Annotated in this window: 13 protein-coding genes; 9 read left to right on the top strand and 4 right to left on the bottom strand. The window is 50.2% G+C overall.

What is annotated here, in order from left to right; translation table 11 throughout:
• Window positions 1-218: 218 nt before the first annotated feature.
• Window positions 219-6,398: a rhamnogalacturonan lyase family protein gene (locus tag AC1DLI_RS07395; RefSeq protein ID WP_477601047.1), complete on the top strand. Its 6,180-nt coding sequence runs from the start codon at window positions 219-221 to the stop codon at window positions 6,396-6,398.
• A 597-nt stretch (window positions 6,399-6,995) separates the two neighbouring features.
• Window positions 6,996-7,208, top strand: coding sequence for a hypothetical protein (locus tag AC1DLI_RS07390; RefSeq protein ID WP_477601045.1), 213 nt, complete (start codon window positions 6,996-6,998; stop codon window positions 7,206-7,208).
• A gap of 91 nt (window positions 7,209-7,299) precedes the next feature.
• Here AC1DLI_RS07390 and AC1DLI_RS07385 read toward each other — a convergent pair whose 3' ends face one another.
• Genes AC1DLI_RS07385 through AC1DLI_RS07375 form a run of 3 tightly spaced genes read right to left on the bottom strand, consistent with a single transcriptional unit; the run spans window position 7,300 to window position 8,953 of the window.
• Window positions 7,300-7,845, bottom strand: a complete 546-nt coding sequence (locus AC1DLI_RS07385) for a chromate transporter (protein ID WP_419875718.1) — start codon at window positions 7,843-7,845, stop codon at window positions 7,300-7,302.
• A complete protein-coding gene (locus AC1DLI_RS07380) occupies window positions 7,832-8,467 on the bottom strand; it encodes a chromate transporter (RefSeq protein ID WP_308998012.1) in 636 nt (211 codons plus the stop codon). Before AC1DLI_RS07380 ends, AC1DLI_RS07385 begins: the two co-directional genes overlap by 14 nt.
• Window positions 8,468-8,470: 3 nt before the next feature.
• Entirely contained in the window at window positions 8,471-8,953 is a 483-nt protein-coding gene (locus AC1DLI_RS07375) for an Lrp/AsnC family transcriptional regulator (RefSeq protein WP_477601042.1), read from the bottom strand.
• A 384-nt stretch (window positions 8,954-9,337) separates the two neighbouring features.
• Here AC1DLI_RS07375 and ggt point away from each other — a divergent pair, with 384 nt between their 5' ends.
• The 5 genes from ggt to AC1DLI_RS07350 all read left to right on the top strand — a co-directional run bounded on the left by ggt (window position 9,338) and on the right by AC1DLI_RS07350 (window position 14,313).
• Complete coding sequence (gene ggt / locus AC1DLI_RS07370) at window positions 9,338-10,888, top strand: gamma-glutamyltransferase (protein WP_477601190.1); 1,551 nt, start codon at window positions 9,338-9,340, stop codon at window positions 10,886-10,888.
• 35 nt (window positions 10,889-10,923) lie between these two features.
• Window positions 10,924-12,108: an amidase gene (locus AC1DLI_RS07365; RefSeq protein WP_477601040.1), complete on the top strand. Its 1,185-nt coding sequence runs from the start codon at window positions 10,924-10,926 to the stop codon at window positions 12,106-12,108.
• A 24-nt stretch (window positions 12,109-12,132) separates the two neighbouring features.
• Window positions 12,133-12,993 carry a fumarylacetoacetate hydrolase family protein gene (locus AC1DLI_RS07360; RefSeq protein WP_477601038.1) on the top strand — a complete coding sequence of 287 codons (861 nt, stop codon included), beginning with the start codon at window positions 12,133-12,135 and terminating at the stop codon, window positions 12,991-12,993.
• Window positions 12,994-13,151: 158 nt separating this feature from the next.
• Entirely contained in the window at window positions 13,152-13,850 is a 699-nt protein-coding gene (locus AC1DLI_RS07355) for a pirin family protein (protein WP_477601036.1), read from the top strand.
• Between the two features lie 136 nt (window positions 13,851-13,986).
• Window positions 13,987-14,313 (top strand): hypothetical protein, encoded by a 327-nt coding sequence (locus AC1DLI_RS07350; protein WP_477601034.1) that lies wholly within the window; start codon window positions 13,987-13,989, stop codon window positions 14,311-14,313.
• 169 nt (window positions 14,314-14,482) lie between these two features.
• Here AC1DLI_RS07350 and AC1DLI_RS07345 read toward each other — a convergent pair whose 3' ends face one another.
• Window positions 14,483-14,614: a DUF4023 domain-containing protein gene (locus AC1DLI_RS07345; RefSeq protein ID WP_477601032.1), complete on the bottom strand. Its 132-nt coding sequence runs from the start codon at window positions 14,612-14,614 to the stop codon at window positions 14,483-14,485.
• Between the two features lie 257 nt (window positions 14,615-14,871).
• On the opposite strand from AC1DLI_RS07345, the gene AC1DLI_RS07340 reads away from it, so the two are divergent.
• Window positions 14,872-15,540, top strand: a complete 669-nt coding sequence (locus AC1DLI_RS07340; protein ID WP_477601030.1) for a hypothetical protein — start codon at window positions 14,872-14,874, stop codon at window positions 15,538-15,540.
• Between the two features lie 158 nt (window positions 15,541-15,698).
• Window positions 15,699-15,929, top strand: a complete 231-nt coding sequence (locus AC1DLI_RS07335; protein ID WP_053373644.1) for a cold-shock protein — start codon at window positions 15,699-15,701, stop codon at window positions 15,927-15,929.
• Window positions 15,930-15,965 lie beyond the last annotated feature (36 nt).

Raw genomic sequence — 15,965 nt, 5'->3', positions numbered from 1 at the left:
TGTTCTTCGGTGATCGATAGCTGTACTATCGAGTTAGAAATCTTTTCATTGAAAAATCTGACATAAAGGAATGCTTTGGGAAAGAGGAGGTATGCAAGTTTTTCTGTTACACAGCCCCAACAAAGACGCTTTTACATAAGTGAATTGAAAACGCTTACTACATCTTAGTGCTGCTAAATGAGGCATTTTATTTGAGGAAAGCGGGGGATCCATGTTTTATGCAAAAAAAACCAAAACGTCTTTTTAAGATACTGTTGGCAGCAGCCGTTATATGTTCGACTGTCATGCCGGGCCTGCCGTTTAGTTCACAGCAGGCGAATGCGAGCGCAGAGCAGGTGGTGAAAAGATTCGACTTCGGTACTGCCGCGAGCCCGATTAAGGAAGGTTATACGGCTGTTAATGAGGCTCAGCTTTACACGGTAGAAGCGGGTTATGGCCTCAGTGCGGTGCTCGCGTCTCGGAATCGCTCGGGCGGCGATGAGATGACCAATGATTTTGTGCTCGGCAGTTCGTTTTCCTTTTACGCGGATCTACCTAACGGCGAATATGATGTCACCGTTTATTCAGGCGATCTTCTAACAGGAACAAGCACGACAAAAACGAACGTCGCCTTGGAAGGCATAGCGGCTGGAACGATCTCAACGAGGCAGGCTATTGCGCAAGCTACCTATCGGACCACGGTAAATGACGGGCAATTGACGGTAGGCATTTCCGCATCTACCGGATATGGCTATCTGAATGGACTCGTTATTGAACAGGTCATGCCTGTTCAGCCGGATGCACCTGCGGGCCTTGCCGTTACAGGAGTAACAAAGAATGACGTGTCGCTTTCATGGGACAGCGTTGCGGGTGCGGTTCTCTACAAGATTTATCGGACAGAGGGGGGCGGCCCAAGCCTGGTCGCGGGACAATCGGCGGGCGCTTCCTTTACCGATACGGATGTAACGGAAGGCAGCAGCTATACGTACGCGGTAACGGCATTGAACGCCGCGGGATTGGAATCCGAGCTGAGCGAGCCGACGGCTGCGGTTGAAATTCCTGCTGCCGTAGCGCCGGCAGCACCGGTAGGCTTAACGGTCAGCGAGGTATTGGAATCAGCCGTAAAGCTAAGCTGGACGGTAACGGACGGAGCGACAGGCTATAAAATTTGGCGTTCCGATGCGGAAGCGGGTCCATTCACGGAAGTCGGACAATCGACCGTACCGGCGTTTACCGATGAAGGCGTGGACACTTCCGTACCGCATTACTATCAAATTACGGCATCCAACGATCGCGGCGAGTCGGGTGCGTCGAGCACGGCTGCAAGTGCAGTGTATACAATGCCTGACACGCTGCCGGACGGAGACGTTCAGCGCTTCGACTTTGGTTCAGGGGCACAAGCGGAGGGTTATACGCGGATTACATCTGCAGCGGCGTATTCCGCGGCTCTGAAATACGGCTTTGCCGATATTTCAAAGGTAAGCTTTGGCGACAGAGGGACAGCGGATGCGCTTAGATCCGACTTTGCCATGCCGTTGAATACAACGTTCAGCATTGATCTTCCGAACGGCGATTATACCGTGTCGCTTATCGCAGGCGACGCTTCGGAAGCATCGGAAATTGCGATTAAAGCCGAAACGATTCAGAAGGTACAGCTTACGGGCAAAGCGGCTGGGCAGTTTCTGGAGATGGATTTCCAGATCGCTTTGGTGGACGGCCAGCTGAATCTGGAATTCAGCGGAAGCGCGCCGAAGATCAATGCGCTTGTCATTACGAAGCAGCAGGCACGCCAAGCAGGCGAGCTCCCGACCGTTTATATTGCCGGCGATTCGACGGTTCAAACGTATGACCCGTATTGGGAGCCGGAAGCAGGCTGGGGCCAAATGCTGCCGCGTTTCTTCAGCAATGACGTCATGTTCAAAAACCATGCGATCGGCGGCAGAAGCTCCAAATCCTTCATCTTCGAAGGACGGCTGGATGAGGTATTGCGTGCCATTAAGCCGGGCGATTATTTCCTCGTTCAGTTTGGCCATAACGATGCAACCATAAGCGTTCCTGATCGGTATGCATCGCCGGCCGACTACAAAAATTATTTAAAAACCTATATTAACGGCACGAGACAGCGCGGTGCTACGCCGATTCTCGTAACGCCAATGGGCCGCAGAGACTTTAATGCGGATACGGGCAAGTTCAACATCAGCTTTCCGGAATATGTAGCGGCAATGAAGGATGTCGCCGAAGAGCTGAATGTGGAGCTGGTCGACCTAAGTACGCTTAGCGTGGCGTATTACGATTCCATTGGTGCACAGGCGACCTTGTCTGTATTCCTGCATGTTGAGCCGGGAATTTACGGGGCTTTCCCGAACGGGTCCGCGGACAATACGCACTTCCAGGAGTACGGCGCAATCCAGCTGGCCCGTCTACTCGCGGGAGGCATTGAGCAGCTGAATGCACCGTTAGCAGATTTTGTTCAAGAGATTGAACAGCCTGAAGCCGTGCCGGCTAAGCCTGCCGGATTGGTCGCGGGCAGTGTCAGCAACGCGGGTGCGCAGCTGCAGTGGAATGCCGTGGAAGGAACGGATATTTATAAAATATACCGAAAGCTCGCATCAGAGCCGGATACGGCCTATGCCTTAATCGGAACGGCAACCGTTCCGAAACTGACGATCGGAGGCATGCTGGAGGGCCAGACCTATACGGTTCGCGTAACAGCGGTTAACGGCCGGGGTGAGTCAGAGCCGTCGAATGCCGTATCGATAACGACCAAATCGGCCCTATACCGTTTCGATTTTGGCCCAGTAGGCGCACCTGTAGCGGCGGGATATACGGAAGTAACTCGCAGCGTTCTTTACACGCCTGAGCTTGGATACGGCCTTACTTCTAGCACGGGCATGATCGACCGCGACCGCGGATCGGTAACAGATGATTTGCGCAGAGATTTTGTAGCTTATTTCGGCAACTCTTATGAATTCCAGGTGGATCTCTCGAATGGCTATTATTCGGTGAAGACGTATACGGGAGACTGGATTGGTTCGACGAGGACAAACGTCAGCATTGAAGGTAAAGATTATGGAACGATTGCTTCAGGCAAAGCCAATGTAGCCGAAAAGATGTATAACCAAATAGCGGTCAAGGACGGAAAGATGAACCTTGTCTTCAGCGGCCAGACGGCTCATCTGAACGGTTTGGAAATTACGCCGCTCCTGCTGTCGCCGACGGACCTGACGCTTACCGGCATCGACCTGAATAGCGATCCGGTATCGGCAGCCCTTTCCTGGGGAGCGGTAGACGGCGCATCCGCCTACCGTGTGTATCGTCAAGCAACCGTTGCAAGCAGCCCGGAGCTTCTTATCGAAACATCGGACACCCATTTTACGGATTTGACCGCCGATGTTGGCTTGGATTACGAATTCACAGTTACAGCTGTGGAAAGCACAGGCTTTGAATCGGTAGCCTCGAACGTGCTTACCGTATCCATGATTGATCCAAATGTCGCTAAGGCGGCTGTTCCGACTGGATTAACGGTGCAATCTACGAATAAAAACGACGTTACATTTACCTGGGACGCTGTTGCGGAAGCACGGATGTTTAATATTTACCGTGCGAAAAAAGCGGATGGAGAATATACGCTGATTGGCAAATCGACTGAGGCAAGTTATACAGACACGACGGTATTGACTACGATTCCTTACTACTATAAGGTCGCATCGGTTAACGCAGGAGGCATCTCCGAGCAATCGGCGAGCTTGGAGACACCTGCGGTTACCACGCTTTATCGCAATATGGAATATTTGGACCGTGCACCGGTGGCGGTTAAGCAGGATGCAGGCAACTATATCGGCTGGAGATTGCTGGGCTTGGATCCGGCAGCCATTGGATTTAACCTGTACCGTGACGGCGTAAAGCTAAACACAGCGCCTATAACGGATACGACAAACTATGTCGATACGGCGGGCACAGACAGCTCCTCCTACAAATTGACTTCGGTTATGAATGGTGTAGAGAAATCCGCCTCCGAAACATTCGGCGTATGGCAGAAGCAATATTTGTCGGTTCCCTTGCAGAAGCCGGCGGATGATTATACGAAGGACGGCCAGCCGTACACGTATAACGCGGGAGATGCGAGCGTCGGTGATTTGGATGGTGACGGCCAGTATGAGATTGTTCTGCTGTGGTCGCCTTCGAACAGCAAGGATAACTCGCAGGGAGGTTATACGGGCATCGTATACATGGATGCTTACGAAATGGACGGAACGCGTCTATGGCGCATTAATCTGGGCCCGAACATCCGTGCAGGCGCACACTATACGCAGTTTATGGTGTACGATTTGGACGGTGATGGACGCGCTGAAGTTACGTTTAAGACAGCGGACGGGACGATAGACGGCCAAGGTCATGCCATAGGCGACGCTAGCGCGGATTACCGCAACAGCGGCGGGTATGTATTGCTTGGAAATGAGTATTTGACCGTATTCAATGGATTGACCGGCGGGGAGCTCGACACCGTGGCCTACGATCCTCCGCGTGGAGACGTTGGCGCTTGGGGGGATGCATACGGTAACCGGGTAGACCGCTTCCTGGCAAGCGTTGCTTACCTGGACGGAGAGCATCCTAGCGTTATTTTTAGCCGGGGCTACTATACAAGAACTGTTTTGTCCGCTTACAGCTTCCGTGACGGACAGCTCGAGCAGCAATGGAAATTTGACTCGAACGACGAGGGTTATGGAAGCTATGCCGGCCAGGGCAATCATAACATGTCTATTGCCGACGTAGACGGCGACGGCAAGGATGAAGTTTCTTTTGGCGCAATGGCAATCGATGATGACGGCAAGCCGTTATATAATACTGGGCTTGGTCATGGCGATGCCATGCATCTGGGCGATCTTGATCCGACAAGACCGGGTCTCGAATTATTTGACGTGCATGAGCATACGGATTCCGAATACGGCATGGAGATGCGTGATCCGGCTACAGGAGAAATTTTATGGGGCGTGTATACCGGAATAGATACGGGACGCGGACTCACGGCAGATATTGACCCGAATCATGTGGGCGAAGAGGCATGGTCGGCCACAATCACGAACGAGCAGCATATCCCGATTACCGGCCTATACAATGCGCGCGGTGAATTAATTACGACGAAAATCCCAACGTCCACGAATTTCGGCGTATGGTGGGATGGTGATCTGCTGCGCGAGCTCCAGGATTACAACCGCATTGATAAGTGGGACTACACGAGTGAAACGACTGCCAACTTATTCACAGCAGAAGGAGCGTCGTCTAATAACTCGACCAAAGCTAACCCAAGTCTGCAGGCTGATTTGTTCGGGGACTGGCGCGAGGAAGTCATGTGGCGTTCATCGGACAGCTCGGAGCTGCACATTTACACGACGACGGATGTAACGGAGCATCGCATCCGCACGTTAATGCATGACCCTGTCTACCGCCTGGGCGTTGCTTGGCAGAACGTAGCCTACAACCAGCCTCCGCATACCAGCTTCTATCTTGGGGCTGATATGACGGAGCCGGCTGCACCGCATATTCAGTATATTGGCGCACCGCAGCAGCCAGAGGATACGACTGCACCGGTAGTGGCAGGGTTACCGCCCCAGCAATTAACGGTTTCCGACGTCTACGTCATGCAAGTAACTGCTGAGGATCAAGAATCGGGTATTCGCAGTCTGACATTAACGTTCGATGGAACGGCGTTAGAAAACGGAAGTCAGCTTCCATTGAAGGATAATGCAGGTATTCATACGTTTACGGCTGTGGCCGTGAACAATGAAGGCCTTGAGACGGTTAAGACCTTGACGGTTATCGTGACAGGTATCGAGAAGGCGTCAGCTGTACCTGGCAAGCCGGTTCTGTCCAATAACAATGGCCATGATAACGGTCTTTTGGATGGCAGCTACAAAATTACGATGAATCTCTGGTACGGCAACAACGGCACAGTTTACAAGCTGTATGAGAATGGACTGCTTATTGATACGCAGGTGCTGACAGACCGTTCACCTTTGGCACAAACGGCTTCAACGAACATCACAGGCAAAGTGAACGGCACATACACCTATACCTGTGAGCTGATTAACTCCTATGGGACAACGTCCTGCGGGTCGCATGAGGTCAAGGTAAAGGACGCTGCGCCTGCAAAACCGGTTTTATCCAATGATAACTGGGATGGAAACGGGGATTACAAAATCACGATGAACCTTTGGTGGGGCACGAACGGCACCACATACCGTCTCTTTGAGAACGGTGTGCTCATCGATACCCAAACTCTGACGGCAAATACGCCTTATGCACAAACCGCATTTACAAGCGTGAGCGGCAGAACGTCCGGGACATACGAATACCGGGTGGAACTCGAGAACGCCAGCGGCATGAACGAAAGCAGCGTGATGAAGGTTATAGTCAAGTAACTGTTCCTATTAAAAAAATGCCCGCTGACCGCTTAAGGTTGGCGGGCATTTTTTGAAATATAAGAAAGTATAAATTTTAACCTTATACAATGCTTATATTTCATCGCGAAACGAGCTTCTGCCGCTAAAGACGGCGTCAGCCGTTTACGCTTGTTAGATGCAAAATTTCATTTTGCAAGGCATATCGGATATAGCACGGAAGTCTGTTTCAGAACTGAAATCAATAATTACTGGTTATAATTACTGGTTTTTCTAGATCGAATTATTTTACCGCCAATTAATCCGAGTAGAACAATTAAAGCTGAAGCCAAACGGGGTGGTAGTTTTATCTATGAGGAATGATATACATGCGACAATGGAAAAATTGACGCTATTCAAGTGAATCCTTTATTTTTTATGGAAGGTACGAAGTTTTTAAAGGATAATCAAACAAGTACATAGAAGTAATATATTTCCTTTTTGCATAAAGTTGAGTGATTTTGGAATCTAGCTGGTTAATCTTTTTTGATTATATGGGGGGATATCAAACTGGAATCATGATCGCAACAAAGAAGCATTCACGCGGATGAAGAGATTTTTGATTTGAGGAGTCATGCAATGAACTTAAAAATCATATTTTACTTGGCTGCATTCGGCATGGGACTAGCCCTGCCCTTTCAACAACTGCTATTTAAAATCATACTTACAGCGATTGTATACTTTATGGATGCCGCTTTATCGGATGAGTCTGAAAAAAGAAAGTACAGCATTTATCTCTTGTTTATCATTGGGATTCTGCTTAGTTACCTCTATAAATTGTTTGTTAACTAGATATAGCGGATGAATCTTACAAAATAAAAGGACTGGCACCCCGGCAAAGTAAGCTTTGCGGAGGAGCAGTCCTCTTTGGCATGGAATAAAATTAAAGTACGTTCAAGTGGGGGATAACCAGTCCTCCGTATGCGAATGCGATAACAATGACGATGGCAGGATGAATTTTGCGAAACTGCATCGCCCAGAAAGCGACTGCCGCTATGATGAGTGATTGAAGGATGCCAATTGATTCGACGGAGCTTTGAGCCATTTGCCAAGTCAGCAGAAGCATCATGACGGCAATGACGGGCTGCACGAGCAGGGTCATTCCTTTAACGACGGGCGACTGACGGTGCTTCTGCAGCACTTTAAGCAGCAGGATAAGCGCGACAGCCGAAGGGACGATCGTTGCAGCTAAGGCTAGTAGAATGCCTACCCAACCGCCGACGTCGTAGCCGACGAACGCGGCTATTTTTGTCGCAATCGGGCCTGGTAGCGCGTTGCCCAAAGCAAGAATATTCGAAAACTCAACCGGCGTCGTCCACGCATGGTTGGTCACGATCTCCCGGTACATGAGCGGGATGGAAGCAGGGCCTCCGCCGTAACCGAGCACGTTGGCAATAAAAAAGCCGATAACTAAATTAATCCATTCCACGTGTAACGCCCTCCTTCTGCTGTACGGTGCGCTGCTGCTTTTGCTGCTTTCTGCGCTGCAGGGCTCCTACGGTTCTCAGGTGGAAAGCGCCGTAACCTAGAAATAAAAGAATAACGATAGCGGGATGAATATGAATGCCCTGCAGCAGTCCAAAAGCTAAGGCGAAAAAACCAAAGCCTACGTATTTGCCAAGTCCCTTCACGGCCCTTTCTCCGAATTCATAGGCCATCATGCCAAGCATGACCGCAATAACAGGGGTCACTGCCCCGATCATTCCCTGTATGAATGCCGCGCTGCTGAGAAACTGGACGGTCGTTAACAGCAGGATCATCGCAATGCCGGAGGGGACGATATGGGCGAGTACGGATACAATCGCACCTAGCGTACCTTTTTCCCGATAGCCCAGATAAGCTGCGATTTTTGTGGCAATAGGTCCCGGCAATGCATTCGCGAGGGCCAGGATTTCACCGAATTCCTCGTCTTCTATCCATTTATAATTCGTTACGGCTTCGTAACGAATAAGCGGGATGACGGAGGGGCCGCCGCCGTATCCGATAATTCCGGTCTTCATCATCGCCCACGACAGCTGCATATAGCGGTTGTTCATTATTTTGCTCGCCATGATTTACAGCCTCATTCCCATACGGCTCTTGTATCGGTTAATGAGCACCTGGCAATCCACGCTCATGATGCCGGGCAAAGTGTACAGCTTTTCCTTCAGAAAATGCTCCATCTCCTGATTGTTGCGGAAAAGGCCGTGCATATGCAGCTTGCTGGGTCCGGTCATGTGGTAGAGGCTTGTGACGAACGGCTCGGTCGAGAGCTGGTCGGCGACGGCGTGCAGATGCTTAGGCTCAACCTCTACATTAAAAAAAGCCGACACGTTTATGCCGATTCGCTCCGGATTAATCACGGCGGTAAACCGTTCGATAACGCCTCCATCCATTAAAGCATTGATACGGGATTGAACGGCCACCCGCGACAAGCCTATCTCCTTCGCTAAATCCGTGTAAGATATTCTGCCATTTATATTGAGTTCAGCAATGATTTTGCGATCGATGTCATCAATTTCTATCGTATACGTCTCGTCAACCGGTTTCGTTTGCACTGGTTTATCAGCTCCAATCCTTATTTTCGTTATTTCAAGGTGTCTTGTAATATCACGTTTTAATTACCATATGTTTAAATATATACACATTACCGTTCGTTTTCAATACAATAAATTAAAAGTGATTACATTTTAGTTGCCTATCATTTGTTAAGATGGTATTTTAAATTCATATACAATGTTATATTATCTATCATAAAAAATAAACCGTTTGCGAGTTTTAATTAAATATATAAGAATTTATATGTTTTCACTTATAAATCTGCTTATATATCTCCGCGAAACGAGCTTTTGCCGCTGCAGGATGGCACAGCCGTTACGCTTGTTAGCAAATCATTTTTGGGAGTGGTAGACGTGAATCAGTCCGTGGTTGGAACGAAAGCAATGGTTGTAAGCCCTCATTATTTAGCTACTGCGGCTGGAGCACGCATGCTGGAGAAGGGGGGGAATGCTTATGATGCCGCGGTCGCGGTTAGTGCATGCCTCGCCGTTGTGTACCCGCATATGACAAGTCTTGGGGGAGATTCCTTTTGGCTGGGCTATCATCATGGCGAAGGCAAGGTTCGCGGCTATAATGCGAGCGGGCGATCAGGCTATAAAGCAAATATCGGCGCTTATGCAGGTCTGGCGGCTATACCGAATCGGGGCATCGGCAGCATCGTCACGGTGCCGGGCATGGTTGACGGCTGGGATGCGGTTCATCGCGAGTATGGCCGTTTGCCTTGGGCGGAAGTGCTGGCACCTGCCATAGACTATGCCGAAAATGGTTTTCCGATGTCGAATGATCAATATCAGAACACGGTTCATAATGAATCGGTGCTTGCGAGGTTGCTTGAAACAGCGGATATTTATTTGCCCGGCGGTCAAGCCGTGAAGACCGGCGAGCGCTTTAAACAGCTTGCGCTGGCCAAGACGCTGCGGCGCCTGGCGGAATTTGGGCGCGATGAATTTTATAAGGGAGAGACAGCAAAGGAAATCACAAATTTCCTCGGCAAGCATGACGGACTTCTGACAGCGGATGACTTTGCCGATCATCACGGTGATTGGGTAACGCCGGTCGAAGGCTCCTACCGAGGCTATACGCTTCATCAGATGCCTCCTAACTCCCAAGGTTTTTCCGCCATTATGGCTCTTCATATATTAGAACAGTTTAAGCTGGGTGAAATCACGCATGGCTCACATGATTATTATCAGCTGTGCATTGAGGCTCTAAAGCTGAGCTTCCGTGACCGAAACACCTACTTATCTGATCCCGCGTTTACGAATGTGCCGCTTGAGCGGCTGTTGGATAAAGATTATGCAGCAGCGCTTGCCGCCTCTATTGAACTCGGCCGTGCGTCCTCGGAGAAATCAGAGGTGCTCGGCAGCGATACGGCTTATGCGGCAGTCGTCGATGAGGAAGGGAATTCGGTCTCCTTCATTCAAAGTCTGTACTTTGAGTTCGGATCAGGTGTCGTAGCTGGGAATACGGGGGTCCTGCTGCAAAATCGCGGCTCGTTCTTCTCCCTTGACCCGAATCATGTAAACAGCTTGAAGCCGGCCAAAAGAACATTCCATACACTCATGCCGGCGATGGCATGCCGCGATGGCAAGCCGGCGGTGCTGTATGGCACGCAAGGCGGAGAAGGGCAGCCGCAGACGCAAACCGCGATTTTTACCCGGATGATCGACTATGGAATGAACCCGCAGCAAGCGATTAACGAGCCAAGGTGGGTATGGGGCCGGACATGGGGAGAGCCGACACAAGAGCTGAAGATCGAAGGGCGCGTATCGCAGGATGTTCTGGAATCGTTGGCACAAGCGGGTCATATTGTACGCAAAGTAAAGGATTTTGACGGGATTATGGGGCATGCGCATGCGATTATGCGCGATGAGCAGGGATTCCTGCAGGGCGGATCAGACCCTCGCTGTGATGGCGCCGCAATAGGTTGGTAGTATCCAATAGGAGAGACTTGGAGGCTGAAATAACGATGAAGCAAAGCTGGAACGCGTATGCCAACGAACATTTGGTGCTCGAGCCTCAAGCTGAGGGGAGCTTAAGCGGTAAAAAGTTTTCGGTCAAAGATGTGTTTAATATTGCCGGCCACACATCGGGTGCAGGCAATCCGGATTGGCTGCGGACGCACGGGCCCTCGACGGAGAATGCCGCAGTCATAGACCGCCTGCTCCGAAACGGCGCAAGGCTGGAGGGAACAACGCTTACGGATGAAATTATGTACAGCATCAACGGAGAAAATGCCCATTACGGGACGCCGGTCAATCCGAAAGCGCCCGGGCGCATACCAGGCGGATCCTCCAGTGGATCGGCCGTTGCGGTATCGGCGGGGTTAGCGGACTTTGCGATTGGTACCGATACGGGAGGCTCCATCCGAGTGCCGTCCGCTTATTGCGGCATTTACGGCATTCGGCCAACGCATGGCGCTGTGGATGCGCGCGGCTTGATCCCGCTAGCACCGAGCTTTGATACAGTGGGCTGGATGGCCCGCGATCCTCAGACGCTGCTCGAGGTGGGAAAAGTGCTTCTGGATCCCGAGCCGTCAGCCGGCTCGGGATTTACGCGGATGCTATTCGCTCAGGATGTATGGTCATTAACGGATGACCATACAAAATCGGCGGCTTCCCGCTATTTCCCGGCACTGCGTGAAAGGGTTCGGCAGCATGAGGATGTTGTCGTGGCGCCGGACGGCCTGCGGGAGTGGATGAACGCTTTTCGTACCATTCAGGGCTTGGAAATTTGGCGCGCGCATCAAGAATGGATCACACAGGTACAGCCTGTGTTTGGTCCGGGAATTGCTGAGCGGTTTGCTTGGGCAAGCACGCTTAAAGAAGAGGAAAGCGGCGCGGCATACAAGCTGCGTGAAACCGTATGTATCCGTATGAATGAACTGCTCGGGACAGATGCCGTCCTCGTTGTGCCGACTGTGCCAGCGATAGCTCCACTGCTTCAATTGTCGGGTTCTGAGGTGGAGCAGCGCCGTGTACAAACGCTCGAAATGAGCTGCATTGCCGGACTAGCAGGGCTTCCTCAAGTGACGGTGCCGATCGCGGGAGAGTTAGGTTATCCGGTCGGATTATCTTTTGTTGCGGGTCGAGGGCAAGATTTGCGGCTGCTGGAATGGGTAGCTAATCGCGTATCGTCAATTGTTGAGCCATAAGCTGAAGCAGAGGAGTGCTTATAGATGAAATTATCTACCGTAAAAGTAAATGGTAAAGAGCAAGCCGCGATTTCAATCGCGGAGGGGCTTGTCCTTATAGATACGATTAACGAAGCGGAACGAGCGGGCTGGAGTACGGAGCTGTTCGAGCTGATCCGTCTTGGAGAGCTTGTGCCTCTCACGGAATGGTACAATACCGGCGGCAAGGAAAAGCTGGAACAGCTGACGTTAATTCCTTATGATGAAGCAGATTACGGCCCCCTCTATCGACATCCTCGTAAAATTTGGGGCATCGGCCTAAACTACGTGAAGGATGCCGCAGAGCTTGCCGCAGCAGATCCGAATGATGAGCCGGTCAGCTTTATGAAGCCGGATACGACCATTATCGGTCCGCTTGATGCCATTCGGATTCCTCCTGAGGAGGGAACCATCACTGCAGAGGCCGAGTTAGGCATTATTATTGGAAAGACTTGCAAAAACATAACGGAAGCTGAAGTATACGATGCCATCGCCGGCTATACGACGACTATCGACGTAACGGCATCGGATATTCACGCTAGAAATCAGCGATACTTAACGAGAGCCAAAAGCTTTGATACCTTCTTTAGCTTCGGGCCTCAGTTTATAACGAAGGATGAATTTCCCGATCCACTGGATATTCAAGTGGAAACGGCGCTTAACGGGGCGGCAGCGCATCGGAACAAGGTATTTAATATGAAGTTTCGGCCATGGTATGCGGTTGCGTTTCATTCGAAAGTAATGACGCTGCTTCCTGGGGATATTATTATGACCGGTACCCCGGGCGCTGTCGTTATTCGAGACGGAGATGTAGTGGAATGTCGCATCGACGGCTTTGAGCCGCTGCTTAATTCCGTAAAAAATTGAAGTTCAAAGCCGAAAAATGGCGAACGAAGGTGGTCGATAGTTCTTACACTGCCGATCGCCTTTCTGGTTTGTGCGTAAACGGAGTTTAAGGCTTGATTGATAGAAATAAAACTGCTATAAATAAGTAAGTAAATAAATAGTTGTTTGGAGGAGAGACGATGATCGACGTATTCCCCGCGGCATCGCGGCATTCGGCAGATCTCGGCTGGCTGCGCAGCCAACCCAGCTTTTCATTCGGCGCCTATTATGATCCGAACCGAACGGGCTTTAGTGTTATGCGTGTGTGCAATGATGATTACTTAGCTCCGGGAAAAGGCTTTGGCGCCCATCCCCACAGCGACATGGAAATTGTCTCTATCGTATTAAACGGTCAGATCAGACATGAAGATAATCTCGGCAATTCGGTTGTATCCTCTTTTGGAGAGGTACAGCGTATGTCAGCGGGTACGGGGGTCATCCATACGGAGTTCAATGCCTCCGAGGAAACGGAGATGCGATTGCTGCAGCTGTGGTTTATGCCGAAGGAGCGAGGTTTGGCGCCATCCTATGAAGCGAGCCGCTTCGATACCGACAAGCTGCATAATGCGCTGCTGCCTGTCGTTTCCGATCAAGCGCATGAGCAGGCAGCTTCGATCGGCCAAGATTTGACGATCTATTTGAGCAAGCTGGATCAAGGAAAACAGCTGTCCTACGCCGTTGAGCCTGGCCGCAAGCAGTTTATCTATATCATCGAAGGCGAGCTTCAGGTGCATGGGGTAACGCTGGAGGCTGGCGATACCGCGCAGATCGAAGCAGCGGATGAGCTTTCTTTTGCTGCGTCGTCCCCGGCGTTTTTTATGTTTATTGATATGCCATAAGCTTACGAAGTAAGCTTGTTTAAATATAAGAAAGTATAAATTTTAAACTTATATGATGCTTATATATCACCGCGAAACGAGCTTCTGCCGCTAAGGACGGCGTCAGCCGTTTACGCTTGGTAGGAGGGGGTTGGAGATGAAACAGACGTTTCAAATTAAGCACGCGGTGGGCGGGCGGATGTTTATTGATTCAAATAAGCAGGACGTTCCCTACACGCTCGTTCCGCAGGGACAGGGTTGGAGATTCACGGTCAGCGTGCCTTGGGGCCCGATGATTGAAGAGCTGCTTGTGCATAAGGAAGAGCTGAACGTGTTTGTTTTCCAGGAGTTTGACGATCAACCAACATTGAAAACCTGGTATTACGTCAAGGATGGCCCAGTTGAATTTGATACGGCAGAGAGCAGGCTTACGATTATTGCGGATTCCCGCATCGAATATTATCCGCATGAATATTCCGTTTAAAGCTGTAACCGATGTGGAAACCAGTCGATACTCCTGCAAGCAGGGAGAGACTGGTTTTTTTGACTGTATTACTGAAAAGGCCCTTTAGCTGCATAAGCGCTATAGGGCCTTTTTCAACTGCAGTTTTTTCTACGAATGAATCTCGCTAGACAACCAAACTTTGTTCCAGCTATTTATTGGTGCTGTGCTGTTTAGTGCTGAGCCTATCAGCCGGACTGCCGTTGCCGCCGCGTCTTTTATTCATCGCGGCCTTTTGCTGCGTAGCCTTTACCTTTGCCACAAACTCACTTGTACTTTCCAAAACCATCATCTCCTTCTTTTTAAGCAGTGCATTGCAACTTCATTATTTAGAATAACCAACAATCAAGAAATAAGGCTCTCCATCCATATATTTATGTAACGGCGATTGAAAGCAGAGTTTGTCCTCCTTTATAATACCCATATGTGCGTTATTTACAGAATAGAATCGTACGACAGGCTCGGGGCAAACGATACATAATCACTAACGCGGTGTTACCAAGTATTGCTAGGCATCCAATCAAACAAAGCGAGGTACTTATGTTTAGAGTGACGGCACGGGCACAAATGAGAGCAGGCTTTGAAGCGGAAGCGATGGAAGCCGCGAAGAGGGAGCAAACGGTGCATCGGCTTTTGGAGCAGGGCGAGCTCATGACGGTGGGCTGCTTCAGATGGGAGCGGAATGTGTTCCTTTACTTCGAATGCGTGAATCAACCGCTGGAGCCGGCTGAGCTTTTGCCGTCGATGGCGCCTTATCTTGAAGATTGGCCAGGGCATTCAGAGGTTCGGAAGTGGATCCCGATGATCGACGTGTTTCATTTTAACGAGCCTGCAGGCTACGAGCATTGGCTGCGCAAGGAAAGGGTGGATCGCCGCGTAGGCAGAGTTGCGCATCTGAAGCCAGAGATGGCCGCGAGCTATATTTATTTTCATTACCAGCTCCAGGAGGAGCGTGCCTTCCATGGGCCGAAATACGAAATTATAACGATGCACGAAAATTTGCTGTTCGGCTATCAGGAATTTCCCGCCGTCGTCGAAGAGCCGGTATTGCGGGGAAAACTAAGCACGACGGGTACGCCAGCTGATTGGAATGATTCGAGGATGGATCTTCACTTTCAACCTTGGGAGGACGGTCATCTGTATTTCAAGCCAATAGAGCAGCTATTCGCCTACTACAGCGGTACTTCAAAAAAAGGCGCACAAGCATAGGCTGATATTTGCCTTTTATGGACGAAATATGGTACAATGAAATCAATTGCAAGTTTGTAGCACATATTCACAATACACTGCTGTTTATAAATGATAACTGCCCCTTACGCTTAAGTTTGAGGCAGTTTTTCCTTTTTTTATCGCGAAGGAGGCTGACCATGTACAATCGTAAAAAACCGCTTGAAGAGATTCCGGAAGAAAACACGAAGGTATGGACATGCGAGACGGAAGGGTGCAACAGTTGGATGCGCGATAACTTTGCCTTTGATCACGTTCCTACTTGTTTAATCTGCCATGAACCAATGGTCAGCGGCGAGAAGATGCTGCCCGCGCTCAATAACTCCAATAGTGACATGAAGACGTTAAAAAAGGGTACTCCAATTATGTAGTTCCCTTATTCACTGGCAGAAGCCGAGCTTCGCACG

It is taken from the genome of Paenibacillus sp. 01T443 (genome assembly GCF_056398325.1).
This window is presented reverse-complemented; position numbering and strand designations above follow the sequence as displayed.

Excerpts from the sequence above, each read along its gene's own strand:
- AC1DLI_RS07395 (WP_477601047.1), top strand. The coding sequence starts at position 219 with ATGCAAAAAAAACCAAAACGTCTTTTTAAGATACTGTTGGCAGCAGCC.
- AC1DLI_RS07390 (WP_477601045.1), top strand. The coding sequence starts at position 6,996 with ATGAACTTAAAAATCATATTTTACTTGGCTGCATTCGGCATGGGACTA.
- AC1DLI_RS07380 (WP_308998012.1), bottom strand. The coding sequence starts at position 8,467 with ATGGCGAGCAAAATAATGAACAACCGCTATATGCAGCTGTCGTGGGCG.
- ggt (WP_477601190.1), top strand. The coding sequence starts at position 9,338 with ATGGTTGTAAGCCCTCATTATTTAGCTACTGCGGCTGGAGCACGCATG.
- AC1DLI_RS07365 (WP_477601040.1), top strand. The coding sequence starts at position 10,924 with ATGAAGCAAAGCTGGAACGCGTATGCCAACGAACATTTGGTGCTCGAG.
- AC1DLI_RS07360 (WP_477601038.1), top strand. The coding sequence starts at position 12,133 with ATGAAATTATCTACCGTAAAAGTAAATGGTAAAGAGCAAGCCGCGATT.
- AC1DLI_RS07355 (WP_477601036.1), top strand. The coding sequence starts at position 13,152 with ATGATCGACGTATTCCCCGCGGCATCGCGGCATTCGGCAGATCTCGGC.
- AC1DLI_RS07350 (WP_477601034.1), top strand. The coding sequence starts at position 13,987 with ATGAAACAGACGTTTCAAATTAAGCACGCGGTGGGCGGGCGGATGTTT.
- AC1DLI_RS07340 (WP_477601030.1), top strand. The coding sequence starts at position 14,872 with ATGTTTAGAGTGACGGCACGGGCACAAATGAGAGCAGGCTTTGAAGCG.
- AC1DLI_RS07335 (WP_053373644.1), top strand. The coding sequence starts at position 15,699 with ATGTACAATCGTAAAAAACCGCTTGAAGAGATTCCGGAAGAAAACACG.